The 14,272-nt window shown below is 66.7% G+C and carries 16 protein-coding genes; 5 read left to right on the top strand and 11 right to left on the bottom strand.

The genetic code is table 11. From position 1 onward, the window contains the following. Nucleotides 1-581: 581 nt before the first annotated feature. The 5 genes from F618_RS0111590 to F618_RS0111610 all read right to left on the bottom strand — a co-directional run bounded on the left by F618_RS0111590 (nucleotide 582) and on the right by F618_RS0111610 (nucleotide 4,578). On the bottom strand, nucleotides 582-848 hold the full coding sequence (locus tag F618_RS0111590; RefSeq protein WP_019568632.1) for a DksA/TraR family C4-type zinc finger protein: 267 nt from the start codon (nucleotides 846-848) through the stop codon (nucleotides 582-584). Between the two features lie 96 nt (nucleotides 849-944). Then, the gene (gene trpB, locus F618_RS0111595) at nucleotides 945-2,141 is read right to left on the bottom strand and encodes a tryptophan synthase subunit beta (protein WP_019568633.1); all 1,197 of its coding nucleotides are present in this window, start codon (nucleotides 2,139-2,141) and stop codon (nucleotides 945-947) included. A gap of 148 nt (nucleotides 2,142-2,289) precedes the next feature. Beyond that, the gene (locus F618_RS0111600) at nucleotides 2,290-2,913 is read right to left on the bottom strand and encodes a phosphoribosyltransferase (RefSeq protein WP_018938094.1); all 624 of its coding nucleotides are present in this window, start codon (nucleotides 2,911-2,913) and stop codon (nucleotides 2,290-2,292) included. A gap of 43 nt (nucleotides 2,914-2,956) precedes the next feature. Next, nucleotides 2,957-3,490: a macro domain-containing protein gene (locus F618_RS0111605; protein ID WP_018950815.1), complete on the bottom strand. Its 534-nt coding sequence runs from the start codon at nucleotides 3,488-3,490 to the stop codon at nucleotides 2,957-2,959. Between the two features lie 92 nt (nucleotides 3,491-3,582). Then, on the bottom strand, nucleotides 3,583-4,578 hold the full coding sequence (locus F618_RS0111610) for an LLM class flavin-dependent oxidoreductase (RefSeq protein ID WP_019568634.1): 996 nt from the start codon (nucleotides 4,576-4,578) through the stop codon (nucleotides 3,583-3,585). A gap of 92 nt (nucleotides 4,579-4,670) precedes the next feature. On the opposite strand from F618_RS0111610, the gene F618_RS0111615 reads away from it, so the two are divergent. Together F618_RS0111615 and F618_RS0111620 are read left to right on the top strand one after the other, a co-directional pair. After that, nucleotides 4,671-5,144: an aminoacyl-tRNA deacylase gene (locus F618_RS0111615; RefSeq protein ID WP_019568635.1), complete on the top strand. Its 474-nt coding sequence runs from the start codon at nucleotides 4,671-4,673 to the stop codon at nucleotides 5,142-5,144. Nucleotides 5,145-5,245: 101 nt separating this feature from the next. Then, nucleotides 5,246-5,683, top strand: coding sequence for a nucleoside deaminase (locus F618_RS0111620; RefSeq protein ID WP_018950818.1), 438 nt, complete (start codon nucleotides 5,246-5,248; stop codon nucleotides 5,681-5,683). A 65-nt stretch (nucleotides 5,684-5,748) separates the two neighbouring features. Here F618_RS0111620 and F618_RS0111625 read toward each other — a convergent pair whose 3' ends face one another. The 6 genes from F618_RS0111625 to sohB all read right to left on the bottom strand — a co-directional run bounded on the left by F618_RS0111625 (nucleotide 5,749) and on the right by sohB (nucleotide 10,755). Then, entirely contained in the window at nucleotides 5,749-6,822 is a 1,074-nt protein-coding gene (locus F618_RS0111625) for a succinylglutamate desuccinylase/aspartoacylase family protein (RefSeq protein WP_038038162.1), read from the bottom strand. 97 nt (nucleotides 6,823-6,919) lie between these two features. Continuing rightward, entirely contained in the window at nucleotides 6,920-7,825 is a 906-nt protein-coding gene (rimK, locus tag F618_RS0111630; protein ID WP_018144195.1) for a 30S ribosomal protein S6--L-glutamate ligase, read from the bottom strand. Further along, nucleotides 7,822-8,325 carry an ATP-dependent zinc protease gene (locus tag F618_RS0111635; protein ID WP_019568637.1) on the bottom strand — a complete coding sequence of 168 codons (504 nt, stop codon included), beginning with the start codon at nucleotides 8,323-8,325 and terminating at the stop codon, nucleotides 7,822-7,824. The genes rimK and F618_RS0111635 overlap by 4 nt, the downstream gene beginning before the upstream one ends. 104 nt (nucleotides 8,326-8,429) lie before the next feature. Continuing rightward, the gene (locus tag F618_RS0111640; protein ID WP_019568638.1) at nucleotides 8,430-8,894 is read right to left on the bottom strand and encodes a DUF302 domain-containing protein; all 465 of its coding nucleotides are present in this window, start codon (nucleotides 8,892-8,894) and stop codon (nucleotides 8,430-8,432) included. A 194-nt stretch (nucleotides 8,895-9,088) separates the two neighbouring features. Further along, nucleotides 9,089-9,592 (bottom strand): DsrE family protein, encoded by a 504-nt coding sequence (locus tag F618_RS0111645; protein WP_019568639.1) that lies wholly within the window; start codon nucleotides 9,590-9,592, stop codon nucleotides 9,089-9,091. A 77-nt stretch (nucleotides 9,593-9,669) separates the two neighbouring features. Beyond that, nucleotides 9,670-10,755 (bottom strand): protease SohB, encoded by a 1,086-nt coding sequence (gene sohB / locus F618_RS0111650; protein WP_019568640.1) that lies wholly within the window; start codon nucleotides 10,753-10,755, stop codon nucleotides 9,670-9,672. 47 nt (nucleotides 10,756-10,802) lie between these two features. Here sohB and F618_RS0111655 point away from each other — a divergent pair, with 47 nt between their 5' ends. The 3 genes from F618_RS0111655 (at nucleotide 10,803) to F618_RS0111665 (ending at nucleotide 14,268) form a co-directional block, all read left to right on the top strand. Beyond that, on the top strand, nucleotides 10,803-11,192 hold the full coding sequence (locus F618_RS0111655) for a hypothetical protein (protein ID WP_018144190.1): 390 nt from the start codon (nucleotides 10,803-10,805) through the stop codon (nucleotides 11,190-11,192). A gap of 298 nt (nucleotides 11,193-11,490) precedes the next feature. Further along, nucleotides 11,491-12,384 (top strand): LysR family transcriptional regulator, encoded by an 894-nt coding sequence (locus tag F618_RS0111660; protein WP_255349468.1) that lies wholly within the window; start codon nucleotides 11,491-11,493, stop codon nucleotides 12,382-12,384. A gap of 99 nt (nucleotides 12,385-12,483) precedes the next feature. Then, nucleotides 12,484-14,268, top strand: coding sequence for an N-acetylglutaminylglutamine amidotransferase (locus F618_RS0111665; RefSeq protein WP_019568642.1), 1,785 nt, complete (start codon nucleotides 12,484-12,486; stop codon nucleotides 14,266-14,268). The last annotated feature ends 4 nt before the right edge of the window (nucleotides 14,269-14,272 follow it).

Raw genomic sequence — 14,272 nt, forward strand, 5'->3', positions numbered from 1 at the left:
GTCTCCGCCGAGACGCCAACCCGCGCGCCAATCTCCGAAGCCTTCAGGCCTCGCGTGCTCAGCAGAATCATGCGCGCGCGCTGTTGTTCCGCCGCGGGCATCTGGCGCCGCCGCAGCCAGCTCTCGAGCTCGTCGCGTTCGGCTTCGCTGATCGTCAACGTCTTGATCGGTCGTCCCATTCCGGTCGCCTCCCGAGTGCCTGTTATCAGGATACAGGGGGACAGTCACGGAGTCGATGAACTTTTGTTAAAGGACACTAGGGGAACACTGATCAATGTACACGCACGCGCTCGAGTCGCTTTTGCGTGCGAACAAGGCGCGGTGACTGCCGTGCAGTCATTCTGCACAAGGGAGCCGCAACGCCGTTCCCGCGCCCGTTTTCATCAACAACGGGCGGCCGAGCCCCGTCTTTCAATAGCTTGTGGGGTTGGTACCCCAGGTTCCCCGATCCTGCGTTGCGCCCCGAAGACATCAAAAACGGGCGGGTAGAACCACTACCCGCTGCACGACGCGCCTGGTCTCGGAAAACCTGGGCTGCCAACGCGAGCGTGTACATTAATCAGTGTTGCCCTGGGGCGGGCTCAACGCAGCTGGCTGTTCTTGGAGGCCCGCCGGTTGTAGGGGCTGGTGGCCTGCTGTGCCGCGTCCTCCGCCTCCTGGCAGCCCACGCACAGGCGCACGCCCGGCAGGGCCTGGCGCCGGCCTTCGGGAATCGGCGCCCCGCATTCCTCGCACTCTTTCAGACCTTCCCCGGTGGGAATCTGGCTGCGCACCCGTTGCAGGGCGTCCTCGACCGTGTTGTCGATCTGCTCCTGCTCCGCACCGTCTTTTGCCCATCCGCCTGCCATCGCGAGGCCTCCGCCCGTGGTCAACAAGACTGAGACCGGCGCAACCTGGCCTGAAGTTCCCGTAGCGCCGCCTTCGAGCCGTATTGGCGAGGCGGGCTATCCGTGTCCGAACTCGCGGGCGACGTAGTCGATGTCCTTGTCGCCACGACCGGAGAGGTTGGCCAGGATCGTCGTGCCCGGGTTCTCGCGGCCGTGCTTCATGGCCCAGGCGACGGCATGGGCGCTTTCCAGGGCCGGGATGATGCCCTCGGTGCGCGAGAGCTGGTAGAAGGCATCCAGGGCAGCGTCATCGTTGATGGCGTGGTAGGCGACGCGCTCGGTGGTCTTGAGGTAGGAGTGCTCCGGGCCGACGCCGGGATAGTCCAGGCCGGAGGCGATGGAGTGGACCGGGGCCGGATTGCCCTCCGCGTCGGCCAGCAGCATGCACTTGAAGCCGTGGATCATGCCCGGCTTGCCGTAGGTCATGGTGGCGGAGTGCTCGCCGAGCTTGGTACCGCGCCCCAGTGGCTCCACGCCGTTGAGTTGCACCTGGGCGTCCTCGATGAAGCCGGCGAACATGCCCATCGCGTTGGACCCACCGCCGATGCAGGCGACCACGTGATCCGGCAGCTCGCCACCGCTCATCTCCAGGTACTGCTCGCGGGCCTCGATGCCTACCACCGACTGGAAGTTGCGCACCATCAGCGGGAACGGGTGCGGCCCGACCACGGAACCGATCGCGAACAGGGCCTCGTCCGCCTGTGAGAGATAGGACTGGAAGGCGGAATCCACCGCCTCCTTCAGCGAGCGGCCACCGAAGGAGACCGGTACCACCTGGGCCCCCATCAGCTTCATGCGGGTCACGTTGGGTGCTTCCTTGGCGATGTCGATCTCGCCCATGTGGATCTCGCATTCCATGCCGAAGTAGGCCGCCGCAGTGGCCAGCGCCACGCCGTGCTGGCCGGCCCCGGTCTCGGCGATCAGCTTGCGTTTGCCCATGTGCTTGGCCAGCAACGCCTCGCCCATGCAGTGGTTCAGCTTGTGCGCGCCGGAGTGGTTCAGGTCTTCGCGCTTGAGATAGATATGCGCGCCCACCGAACGGCTCAGGTTATGGGCGTAGTACACCGGCGTCGGGCGCCCCTGATAGTGCTTGCGGATGTAGCGCAGTTCGTTCAGGAAATCGCCGGAGCGCGCCAGGGTCCGATAGGCGTGGTTGATCTCGGCGAAATGCGGTTCCAGCTCCGGCGGCAGGAAGGCGCCGCCGAATTCGCCGAAGTAGCCTTCCGGGTTGGGGAAATCCTTGAGATACGACATGGGCAGTCTCGATGCCAGGTTGGTGGGCCGGATGGAAGGGCCCGTTGGGTCGGATCGGGTTTCGTGACCCGGGGTGACCGGGCCGGGTCCATATCATCCGTTCCCCGAACCCGATTGCCAACCCGGGCGGATCCCGGTCCGCGTCGTCCTACGCGGAAAAGGGCAGGTCGTTGTAGCGGATTACGCGGTCCAACTGGGCCGCGTCGAGCTCGAGGCCGTAGTCCTGCTGCAGACGCGTGCGCAGCTCGGTGGCGGTGGTCGGGGGCGGGTCCATTTCGCGCGCGAACTGGCCGACATCTTCGATGACGGCCCAGGGGTAGAGGATCCAGCGCCACTCCTGCACGGCCTGACTGTGGAAATCCGCGGGGCACTGGGTGCTGGCCTTTTCATGCAGCACGGCGGTGCGCACGGCGGCCGGTTGGAAGCCCTCCAGATGGGGGCGGGCGGCCACCAGGGTGTCGCCGGAGTCGTTGACGTCGTCGACCAGCAGGACCCGTTCGCCGCGCACATCCCCGGCCAGCGGGACCGTAACGGCCGCTCGCTGCTTTTCGCGCGCGCCCGAGGTGTAGTGCTCGACCTTGAGGCTGAGCAGCTTGTGCACTCGGAGGAAGTCGCACAAGAATCGCGCGGGCATGAACCCGCCGCGGGTGATGGCCACGATCGTGTCCGGCCGAAAGTCGCTGGCCCGTATCTGGCGTGCCAGGTCGTCGGCGCGGTGGACCACCTCCTCGACCGGGATCAACTGCACGGGCATCTTGCGCGGCGGGTTCATGCGTGGAGCTCGTGGAGGTGTGAAGCCGTGGGACCGGCGGTGATCATGCCGTCAGTTCGCCAAGGATGCGGGTATGGATCTCCAGATCGCCCTCGGTATGCAGAACGAAGCGGACATGGCCGACGGCATCCAGCCGGGGCGTGGCGGCGATCACGGTTTCCAAAGCGATGCGGGCGGCTTCCTCGACGGGATAGCCGAAGGCCCCGGTGGACAGCGCGGGAAATGCGATGCTGTAGGCCCCGGCTTCTTCGGCGCGGGTGAGGGCGTTGCGATAGCAGGCAGCCAGCAACCGGCTGGCCGGTTCGTCGTGCCCGTAGACCGGTCCCAGGCAGTGGATTACGAAGCGATTGGGCAGGTTGTGGGCACCGGTCAGTACGGCCTGGCCGGGTTCAATCGGAGCCAGGGGCTGGCATTCACGCTCCAGACCGGGCCCCGCGGCGTGGTGGATGGCCCCGGCCACGCCGCCGCCGGGCCGCAGCCAGGCGTTGGCGGCATTGACGACCGCGTCCATGTCGCGCTGGGCGGCGATATTGCCGGTGATGCATTCGATGGTGATGCCGTGGACCTTGACGCGCATGTGTCCCCCTGTTTCTGAATGGGCTCGGCCACTCCGGCCGTCGCCTCAAGCATAGGGCCCCAGTTCGGTCGGGTGAACAGGTGGTCCGGTTTTCACATGGTGATTCGGTCGCGCACCTCCGCCGTTAGTTCCAGCGAGCGCCGGCGCGCCGCATGGTCAAAGGTGGAGGTGGTTACGATCAATTCGTCGGCGCCAGTCTGGTCGAGAAACTGGCGGATCTCGGTTTCCACCGTGTCCGGCGCGCCAATCGCGGAACAGGCCATCGTCTGTTCGACGATCGCGCGTTCGGCGCGGTCGAGGCGTTCGCGGTAGCCCTCGATCGGCGGCTGGATCGGTTCGGGGCGACCCCGCCGCAGGCTGACAAAGGCCTGTTCCATGGAGCTGGCCAGGGTTCGCGCCGCGGCGTCGGTGTCGGCGGCATACACGTTGTAGCCGAGCATGGCGTAGGGGCGATCCAGCCATGCGGACGGCCGGAACTGGCTGCGGTACAGCTCCAGTGCGTTCATCAGATGCCCGGGCGCGAAGTGCGAGGCAAACGCATACGGCAGGCCCATCTGGGCGGCCAGCTGGGCACCGAACAGGCTGGAACCGAGGATCCAGACGGGCACGTGCTGGCCGGCGCCGGGGATGGCGCGGATCACCTGGTCCGGCTGGGGGTCGTCGAAATAGCCCAGCACCTCGGCGACGTCACGCGGGAACTGGTCGGGGTCGATATCCGGGGCCCGGCGCAGGGCGCGCGCGGTGGTCGGGTCGGTGCCGGGTGCGCGCCCCAGCCCGAGGTCGATGCGGCCCGGGTACAGCGCGTTCAGGGTGCCGAACTGTTCGGCGACCACCAGCGGGGCGTGGTTGGGCAGCATGATGCCCCCGGCACCCACCCGAATGCGCTGTGTGGCGGCTGCCACCTGGCCGATCACCACCGCCGTGGCTGCGCTGGCGATGCCGGGCATGTTGTGGTGTTCCGCCAGCCAGTAGCGCTGGAAGCCGAGGGCCTCGGCGTGTTGCGCAAGATCGAGGGTGTTGTGCAAGGCGTGGGTGGCGTCCCCGTCAGCGGTGATCGGGGCCAGGTCGAGTACGGAAAAGGCAGTCATATGCTTGATTGTACCGACCTGCTGGATCCGTGCAGACGTAGGCGATCCCGGTGGGGTCTATAGTCGAAGGAAGACACTGCGGAGCGTGCGCCATGAGTATCCCCGGGACCCTGAACAACTTTCTGGCCGAACATGCGGTGGCCTACCAGCTGGTGCCCCATCCGCATTCGAATTCGGCCAGCCGCACGGCCGAGGCGGCCCATGTGCCGGGCGACGCCGTGGCCAAGGCGGTGTTGCTGGTCGAGGAGGATGGACAGTACCGATTGGCCGTCGTACCGGCCACGCGCCGCGTAAAACTTGGGCAGTTGCACCGGTTGTTGGGCGAGCACGTGGGCCTGGCTACCGAGGACGAGGTGGCCCGCGTCTTTGCTGACTGCGAACGCGGCGCAATCCCCGCTCTGGGCGCCGCTTACGGGCTGGAAACCCTGCTTGATGACAGCGTGCTGGAACAGCGCAACGTGTATTTCGAGGCTGGCGATCACGAGTCGCTCGTCCGGCTGCGCGAAACAGATTTCCTCCATCTGCTCGGCCTGCCGCGGCGGGGCCAGTTCAGCGCCCACATCTGACGCCCGCTCCATCGGCGTCTCACGCGTGGGGCGGACTCGATCTTGCAATGCCGCATCGGCTACCGTCAGCCTGAATTCGTTGGGACAACTGGGTGACGACGATGGATCCGTTTCTGGAAATGGCGCTCGACGAAGCGCGTACGGGGCTGGGCGAGGCGGGGATCCCGATCGGGTCGGTGCTGGTGCACCGGGGCGAGGTGATTGGGCGCGGGCACAACCGGCGGGTGCAGCAGGGCAGCGCGATCCTGCATGCGGAGATGGATGCGCTGGAGAACGCCGGCCGGCAGCCGGCGCAGGTGTATCGCGAATGCACGCTCTACACCACGCTCTCGCCCTGCGCGATGTGTAGCGGCGCGATCGTCCTCTACGGTATTCCGCGAGTGGTGATCGGGGAGAACGAGTCGTTCCTGGGGGAGGAGGCGTGGTTGCGCGGTCACGGCATCCAGGTGGACGTAGTCCAGGACCCGGGCTGCCGCGAACTGATGCGCGCGTTTATCGAGACGCACCCCGAGTTGTGGCACGAGGACATCGGCCACTGAGCCGGATGGCCGGCGCAAGGGCCGTGCCCGGCGTGTCCCTCGGCGTCTCCTTCAGGGCGTCTCCTTCAGGGTGTCTCGAGCCGCTGCTGATCGGCGTAGGGGTAGTCGCTGGCCTCCAGGTTTTCCTGAAAGGTCTCCAGGCGTTCCACGGCGAGGTCCGTACGGTTGAACTGGGCGATGTGGAACAGTGCGTCCCCTTCGTTGATCAGCGGCAGGTTGAGCTGACCAATGATGATGCCGGAGGCCGGGGCGAGGATCTCGGTCTCGGTTTCGCCAAACGGGTCGGAGATGATCGCCAGGCGGGTCTGGTCGCGGACCACGCGGTCCCCGTGGCGCACGAAGGTGCGCAGGATGCCGCTTTGGGGCGCGCGGACCCAGCCGCTGGTGCGCGCCATGATGGGTTCCTTGCGCGGGCGCCGGCGTACGGCCGGCAGCATGCCCAGATGGCGCATTACCTCGATGATGCCGTGCACCCCGCCGCGGATGGAGAGCTCGTCGAAGCGCAGGGCCTCGCCGGCCTCGTACAGCAGGATGGGGACTTCCCGTTCCGCGGCGGCCTCGCGCAGGGAGCCGTCGCGCAGGGCCGAGTTGAGAATCACCGGGGCCCCGAAGGCGCGCGCCAGATCGAGGGTCTCGGCGTGATCGAGGTTGGCGCGGATCTGCGGCAGGTTGGAGCGGTGGATGGCGCCGGTGTGCAGGTCGATGCCATGGGTACTGTTCTGCACGATTTCGCGCATGAACAGGCGCGCAACGCGAGCCCCCAGTGAGCCCTTCTGCGAGCCGGGGAAACAGCGGTTCAGGTCACGCCGGTCGGGCAGGTAGCGGCTCTGGTTGATGAAGCCGTGCATGTTGACCACAGGGATGGCAATCAGGGTTCCCTTCATGCGCCGCAGGGCGGGGACTTTCAGCAGGCGGCGGATGATCTCGACGCCGTTGATCTCGTCGCCGTGGATGGCGGCGCTGACAAACAGCACGGGCCCTTTGCGCCGACCGCACAGCACCTGTACCGGCATGTTGGTCGGGGTGTGGGTGTACAGCGCTCCCAGTTCCAGCTCCACCGTGCGCCGCTCGCCGGGGCGGACGGTGGTGCCACCAATGGTGATCGGCTTGTTGCGCAGTGACTGGGGTATGCCGGGCATCAGGGAGCCACCGAACAATGTGCATACGCCCGCGCGGGTCGCTCTTGCGTGCGGTCCACCCGCTGCGAGTGAAGTGTAGCCCTGCGACTCAAGGACACTAGCCGCTCCCTTTGGTCTTCGTCCGGTTGGGCTTGGCGTTCTTCTCGATGAACTCGATGATCATGCCCGCCACATCCTTGCCCGAGGCATTCTCGATGCCCTCCAGGCCGGGTGAGGAGTTCACCTCCATCACCACCGCACCGTGATTGGAACGCAGCAGATCCACGCCACAGACGTTCAGGCCCATGACCTTGGCCGCGCGTACCGCGGTGGCACGTTCTTCCGGGGTGATGCGGCACAGGGAGGCACTGCCGCCACGGTGGAGGTTGGAGCGGAACTCGCCGTCCTTGGCCTGGCGCTTCATCGCTGCGACCACCTTGTCGCCGATCACGAAGCAGCGGATATCCGAGCCCTTGGCCTCCTGGATGTATTCCTGCACCAGGATGTGCTGCTTCAGGCCCATGAAGGCCTGGATCACGCTCTCGGCCGCCTGCTTGGTCTCGGCGAGTACCACGCCCAGCCCCTGCGTACCTTCCAGCAGCTTGATCACGCAGGGCGCGCCGCCCACGGTCGCCAGCAGGTCATCGATGTCGTCCGGCGAGTGGGCAAACCCGGTCACCGGCAGGCCGATGCCGCGGCGCGAGAGCAGCTGCAGGCTGCGCAGTTTGTCGCGCGAACGCGAGATGGCCACCGACTCGTTCAGCGGGTAGACGTTCATCATCTCGAACTGGCGCAGGATTGCGGTCCCGTAGAAGGTGATCGATGCCCCGATCCGCGGGATGACCGCGTTGAACTGGTCGAGGATGTCGCCCTTGTAGTGGATCTGCGGGCTGTGCGCGGTGATGTTCATGTAGCAGCGCAACGGATCCACCACACGGACCTCGTGGCCGCGCTGTTCGGCCGCCTCGACCAGGCGTCGGGTGGAATAGAGTTTGCTGTTGCGCGAAAGGATGCCGAGTTTCATTCAGGCGCCTGCTGGGCTGTAGGGATTTGCGGTCGGTGGCTGGCGACAAACGAGGCCTGGGGGTCGACAAGAAAGCGACCGCGCATGGCCTCGCGGCCGAGCAGCATGCGAAAGAGCATGGTATCGCGGCTGGTCAGGGAGAGTTCAACTGGCAGTACTACGGCACCGAGTTGCACCCGGGTGGCGATGAAGTAGCGCTCCCCGGTGTGCCCGCCGGAATCCGTCACCTTGCGGACATCCAGCACCGGCGCCTCGCACCACATTTCGGTCTCGGTATCATGCTGGTGGGGGTGAATGCCGAAGCGCACCCACTCGTGGTCATCACGCGTGAAGGGTTCGATCTGGAAGGTATGCAGCGCGGAACTGCGGGCTCCGGTATCGACCTTGCACTTGATCGCGGGGATGCCGAGGTCGGGCAGGCCGACCCATTCGCGCCAGCCGAGGATGGGCCGGTCGCGGATGTCGGGTGAGGTCTGGCTGGAAGGGGACGGGCGATCCACGTCGGCTCCCGGAAAGGATGGAAGCCTCACTATAACCAATCGCCCGCCCGGCGCGAGTGAACCTCAGCAGGGCTGCGCCCGTGCGGCGGGGATCGAGCAGATGCTCAGTCCTCGGCGATTGCTGCGTTGGTCAGGTTGTCCAGCGCGTTGCTCATGGTATCGAGGATGTCATCGCGGTCCTCGATGCCGTGGCGTTCGGCCATCCATTCCGGATCGTTGTAGGCGAGCCAGGTCTGGCCGTCTGCATCGGTCCACGCCAGCGCCTTCATCGGCAGGTCGATGCCGGCGGTCTGCTGGCTGGTGAACAAGTGGCTGCCGAGCGCCGGGTTGCCGAACATCAGGAGTTCGGTCGGGCCGAGTTCGATATCCACGCCGTCCGCCTTGGCGGCGTGGTCCCAGCGCAAGGCGACGCCGATATCGTTGGCTTCCAGGGCATTCTCCAGCCGATCCAGGGTCTCGGAGGCGGAATGCGGGCTGGCCTTGGCGATCATCCCGGGTACGTCGGCGGCCAGCGCCGGGGTCGCGATCAGGGCTAGGGGCAACAGAGCGGTCAGTAGCGTCTTCTTCATGACAACGTCCTCGTGCAGTAATGGGTGCGTCGAGCCAGTGGCGACGATCGACCGGGTGGTTTCGTCATCACGTCCGAAAAAGGTAGGCGACCCATGCAGAATTTTCAGCGACCGGTCGGCGGAAGCGTGATCGGGTCGTGGGACGACGCCCGTGCACGGTGTTCGGCCCTGGGTGGCCGAACACCGCTCGAGGATTACTGCATCAGCAGATAGCCTTCGTGCTGCAGTTCGATGATCTCGGCATCGGCCATCGGTACGACGTTCACGAAGCCATGCACGTCTTCCACGTCGATGCCGCGCAGGCGCGCAGAGGCCTCGCACATGCGGAACTCGATATTGCCGGCCTGGGTGAGCGAGCGGGCGCGGCGCATCAGTTCCTCGTGCTCGCCGAACTCGTCGCGAGTGAAATACGGGACCTCGGCACCGTGCAGCACCAGGACGATGTGCGATTCGAACGGGTCCGCCTCGTAGACGTTGTTCAGCATGCTCACGCGGTCCAGTACGCCCTCCAGCTCGCTGGGGCTGCTGGTATACACGTCGTAGACCACCTTGCGGGGTTCGTACTGCCGGTCCATCTTTTCGGCCGAGCCCCAGGGCAGGTTGTCGTCCGCGCCGGCCACAAGCGGCGTGGCCATGAGACTGGCGGCGGCCAGCAGGATCAGCAGAAGACGGGTCAGTGGGTGGTTGTTTCGTTTCATGAGGGACTCCGATTGTTGCAGTAGATCGTGTGAGGTTGACGTTCTCGCCCGCCAAAGCGTTCCCCGGCAGGTGGACTTTACATCCGGGTTTCCGGCCCCTGGCTGCGCAAAACGCGCTCGAGGATGGATTCCATCGCAAAGGTGATGCGCCGGCCCAGGGTCTGCGGACGATGGTAGATCAGCTCGAATACGTCCGCCTCGCGGGTCAGCTCCAGCAGCAGATCGTCGCTGGTGCGCAGTTCGTCGGCCAGCCCCATCTCGCGGGCCTGTTCGCCGTACCAGTGTTCGCCGGTGGCGACCTGGTCCAGGTCCAGTTGCGGGCGGTAGCGGGCGAGAAAGGTCTTGAACAGCTCGTGGGCCTCTTCCAGTTGTTCGCGGAATTTCTTGCGGCCCTCGTCGGTGTTCTCGCCAAGCATGGTCAGGGTGCGCTTGTATTCGCCAGCGGTCAGCAGTTCGATGTCGATATCGTTGCGCGACAACCAGCGGTGAAAGTTGGGGATCTGGGCGACCACGCCAATCGAGCCGAGCACCGCGAATGGCGCGGCGACAATGCGGTGACCGACCGCAGCCATCATGTAGCCGCCGCTGGCGGCGACGCGGTCCACCGCCACGGTCAGGTCCAGCGCGGCTTCGCGCAGGCGTGCCAGCTGGGCGGCCGCGAGCCCGTAGGAGGGCACCAGCCCGCCGGGGCTCTCCAGGCAGACGATGGCGCGGTCCTGTTCCGGTCGCGCCATGGTGAGGATGGCGGTGACCTCCTCGCGCAGGCTCTCGACGCTGGAGGCGCGGATATCACCGTCGAAGCGCAGGACGTACACGCGCGGGCGCTCGGCATCTGCCTCGTGGTCGGAACGGGTGCCACCGAGCTTGTCGGTCTGTTCGGTTTCGGTTGTGGCGGTCGAGTCCCCCATCCCCTTGCGCGGCAGCTTGCGTGCGGCCCAGTGGCGCAGGCGTTCCACCCGCCCGCGGCGGCGCTCCACCGCCCGGCGCACGGTCTTCTCCATCCGCTCGAAACGATCGTTCAGGCGTTTGACGTGCAACCGGTCCGGCTTGCCCTCGCGCGACCGGCCGACCAGGCCGGCGATCGCACTCAACACAATGAGCCCGGCGATGACGGCCGTGGCGGCCTTGGCGACGAAAAGTCCGTATTCCTGAAGAAATTCCATTGGCTGTCCTTGATGAGCCGGGATGTCCGCGCAGGCATAATGCCAGCATGGATACCGATACAGTTGAAGACCCTCGTAGCGCGGGACGGTTTCACGGCCAGGAAGGTTCCGCGGCCGGTCCGACGCCGGAGCCGATCATCCATGCCGGGTATGCGACGCTGAGTCTGCGCCAGGTCGATGCATGGAACGGCGTGCCCAAGGGCACGGCCTTCCGTCTGTTCAAGGCGCGCAAGCATCAGCTGCGCGAGGGCGTGGACTTCTTCTACATCCCGGAAGGCCGCGACCCCGAACTCACCGAGACCCTGCGCCTGGACGGGCGGATCTACCCCTCCACCGTACACCTGGTCCTGCTGACCGGCGCGGCCTATGCCCGCATGCGCGAGGAGTGGCATGCGCGGACCCACAATCCGGGCTGCGGCTGCCCCGAGGAACACTAGGGGTGCGCGCATCAATGGTCCCGTTCGTGCTCGAGTCGATTGTGCTCGCTGACCCGGCAGAGCGACTGCCATGCCCTCGCTCTGCACAAGGGACGCGCAACGCCGCCAGCGGGCCCAACGTTAGTAGAAGGCAAACGCGGCTGCGGCGCGTCATGCAATGGTGTGTGGGGTTGATGCCCCAGGTTTCCCGACCCTGTGTTGCGACCCGAGACAGACCAAAACCGGCCGGTAGCATCACGCTCGGTGGCGCGCCGCGCCAGGTCCCGGGAAACCCGGGGCACCAGCGCGAGCGGGTAGATTGATCCGCGTCACTCTCGAACAGTGGCGCATGCTGCAGGCGGTGGTGGACGCCGGGGGCTTTGCGCGTGCTGCGGAACGGGTGCACAAGAGTCCGTCGAGCATCAACCACGCGGTGCAGAAGCTGGAAGAACAGCTGGGCGTCGACGTCTTCGAGATCAAGGGCCGCAAGGCGGTGCTCACCGCGGCCGGGGCGGCGCTGTTGCGCCGGGCCGGCCACCTGCTGGAAGAGGCGGCGGAGATCGAGACCCTGGCCGGTGCGCTGGCCGCCGGGGTGGAATCCGAAATCCGGTTGGCAGTGGATCAGCTCCTGCCGCGGGCGCCAGTGATCGGGGCCCTGGAGGTCTTCTCGCGGGCCTACCCGGCCACTCGCATCCAGCTGCACGAGGTAGTGCTGAGCGGTGGGCCGGATCTGCTGCGCGAAGCGGCGGTGGACATCCTGCTGGGTCCGGAACTGCCATCCGGCTACCTCGGGACCTGCCTGGGCGAGTTGTCGATGGTGTGCGTGGCGCACCCTTCGCATCCCCTGGCGCAGGGTGAAGCGCCGCTGACCCGGCGCGATCTGCAGCCGCACCGCCAGGTCGTGGTGCGGGACTCGGGTGCCCAGGCCTCCGGTGAGGGCGGCTGGGTGGAGGCGGACCAGCGCTGGACGGTGTCGCACATGGGTACGGCCTGCGAGATCCTGCGCTCCGGGATCGGCTTCGCCTGGATGCCGGAGGACCGGATCGCCGAGGATCTTGCCGCGGGAGGCCTGGTCGAACTGAATCTGGAGGCCGGGGCGCGGCATGCGGTGCCGTTCTACATTACACATGCCGATCGCGACCGCGCCGGCGCGGCCAGTCAGTCCCTGATGGACGCACTGGAGCAGGCGTTTCGAACCGAGCAGTCGTCCTGATCGCGGCTTGGGGGGCGGGTTCGCCCGCGAAGCCCCGCCCGCGTAGGACGATGACCACGAAGCACAACCCAAGAAGTCCCAACCAGCAAGGAACCAATCATGTGCGGGATCGCAGGAGAATTCGTCTGGGGTGAACGGCGCGCGAGCGGCGAGGCGGTCGCGCGCATGCTGCCCTGTCTGGAACGGCGCGGGCCGGATGCCGACGGCCTGTGGGCTTCTGGTCGGGTCGCCCTCGGCCACCGGCGGCTGTCGATCCTGGACCTGTCGCAGCGCGCGCACCAGCCGATGTTCGATCCGGAGACCGGGCTTGCGCTGGTGTTCAACGGCGCGATCTACAACTTCCGTGCGCTGCGCAGCGAACTGGAAGGACGCGGCCACCGCTTCTTCTCCACCGGCGACACCGAGGTCATCCTGCGCGGCTACGCCGAGTGGGGCGAGGGCATCGTCGCCCGACTGCATGGGATGTTCGCGTTCGCACTGTTCGATGGCAACGCCCAGCGTCTGTTGCTGGCGCGCGACCGCATGGGCATCAAGCCGCTGTACCTGGCCCGCGTCGGTGAGGGCATCCGCTTCGCTTCCAACACCCAGGCGCTGCTGGCGGCCGGCGACGTGGACACCGAGCTGGATGCGGAGGCCCTGCACATGCTGTTCTCGCTGCACGCGGTGGTGCCCGCGCCGCGCACCGTGCTGCGCGGCATCCGCAAGCTGGAGCCGGGGCACTACCTGAGCATCGACGCGCGGGGCCAGGAGCGGTTGCAGCGCTACTGGACGCTGCATGCACACCGCCCGGCCGAGCCGGTATCGGACGGCGAGTGGCAGGAACGCATCGAGTATTCGCTGCGCCAGGCGGTGCGCAAGCGGCTGGAGGTGGCCGATGTGCCCGTCGGCGTGCTGCTCTCCGGTGGGCTGGACTCCTCCCTGCTGGTCGCGCTGGCGATGGAGGAGGGCGCCCAGGACCTGCGCACCTTTACCGTCGGCTTCGAAGACCAGCCGGAGGAGAAGGGCTCTGAGTTCGAGTATTCCGACCCCGTCGCCGAGCGCTACGCGACCGACCATCAGGCCACGCTGATCCCCAACGACCAGGTGCTGGCCCGGTTGCCGGAGGCGGTGGGTGCCATGGCCGAGCCGATGTTCGGCCAGGATGCGGTCGCGTTCTACCTGCTGTCCGAGCAGGTCTCGCAGCATGTGAAGGTCGTGCAGTCGGGGCAGGGCGCCGACGAGGTGTTCGGTGGCTACTTCTGGTATCCGCAGATGGCGGAGGATCGCCATGGCGACTGGGTGGAACGCTTCCGGCGCCACTACTTCGACCGCGATCATCCGGAGATGGCCGAGATGCTGCGTCACCCGCCGGCGAACGACGTCACTGGTGACTGGCTGCGGGAGCAGTTCGCCGAACTGGAGACCGACCGCGCGGATTCCTTCATCGACGCCGTGCTGGCGCTGGACGTGACCACGCTGATCGTGGACGACCCGGTCAAGCGCGTGGACAACATGACCATGGCCTTCGGCCTGGAGGCGCGGGTGCCGTTCCTGGACCACGAGCTGGTCGAGACCGCCGCCGCGATGCCGCCGCATCTGAAGCTGGGCGATGGCGGCAAGGACGTGCTGCGCCGCATCGCTCGTGGCCGGCTACCGGACGCGGTGCTGGATCGGCCCAAGGGCTACTTCCCGGTGCCGGCGCTGAAGTACGTGCGCGGTGACTTCCTCGAGTTCATGCGCGACATCCTCACCTCGCGCGCCTCGCGCGAGCGGGGCCTCTATCAGCCGGCCTACATCGACAAGCTGCTGGATGCGCCCGACCAGTACTTCACCCGCATCCAGGGCTCCAAGCTCTGGCACGCGGCCCTGCTGGAGTACTGGTTGCAGACCCACGTGGACCGGTAATCGC

Source organism: Thioalkalivibrio sp. ALMg13-2, assembly GCF_000381185.1.
GTDB lineage: Bacteria > Pseudomonadota > Gammaproteobacteria > Ectothiorhodospirales > Ectothiorhodospiraceae > Thioalkalivibrio > Thioalkalivibrio versutus.

Bases quoted from the DNA above. Each gene is read 5' to 3' on its own strand.
- F618_RS0111590 (WP_019568632.1), bottom strand. From the start codon at position 848: ATGGCAGGCGGATGGGCAAAAGACGGTGCGGAGCAGGAGCAGATCGAC.
- trpB (WP_019568633.1), bottom strand. From the start codon at position 2,141: ATGTCGTATCTCAAGGATTTCCCCAACCCGGAAGGCTACTTCGGCGAA.
- F618_RS0111600 (WP_018938094.1), bottom strand. From the start codon at position 2,913: ATGAACCCGCCGCGCAAGATGCCCGTGCAGTTGATCCCGGTCGAGGAG.
- F618_RS0111605 (WP_018950815.1), bottom strand. From the start codon at position 3,490: ATGCGCGTCAAGGTCCACGGCATCACCATCGAATGCATCACCGGCAAT.
- F618_RS0111610 (WP_019568634.1), bottom strand. From the start codon at position 4,578: ATGACTGCCTTTTCCGTACTCGACCTGGCCCCGATCACCGCTGACGGG.
- F618_RS0111615 (WP_019568635.1), top strand. From the start codon at position 4,671: ATGAGTATCCCCGGGACCCTGAACAACTTTCTGGCCGAACATGCGGTG.
- F618_RS0111620 (WP_018950818.1), top strand. From the start codon at position 5,246: ATGGATCCGTTTCTGGAAATGGCGCTCGACGAAGCGCGTACGGGGCTG.
- F618_RS0111625 (WP_038038162.1), bottom strand. From the start codon at position 6,822: ATGCCCGGCATACCCCAGTCACTGCGCAACAAGCCGATCACCATTGGT.
- rimK (WP_018144195.1), bottom strand. From the start codon at position 7,825: ATGAAACTCGGCATCCTTTCGCGCAACAGCAAACTCTATTCCACCCGA.
- F618_RS0111640 (WP_019568638.1), bottom strand. From the start codon at position 8,894: ATGAAGAAGACGCTACTGACCGCTCTGTTGCCCCTAGCCCTGATCGCG.
- F618_RS0111645 (WP_019568639.1), bottom strand. From the start codon at position 9,592: ATGAAACGAAACAACCACCCACTGACCCGTCTTCTGCTGATCCTGCTG.
- sohB (WP_019568640.1), bottom strand. From the start codon at position 10,755: ATGGAATTTCTTCAGGAATACGGACTTTTCGTCGCCAAGGCCGCCACG.
- F618_RS0111655 (WP_018144190.1), top strand. From the start codon at position 10,803: ATGGATACCGATACAGTTGAAGACCCTCGTAGCGCGGGACGGTTTCAC.
- F618_RS0111665 (WP_019568642.1), top strand. From the start codon at position 12,484: ATGTGCGGGATCGCAGGAGAATTCGTCTGGGGTGAACGGCGCGCGAGC.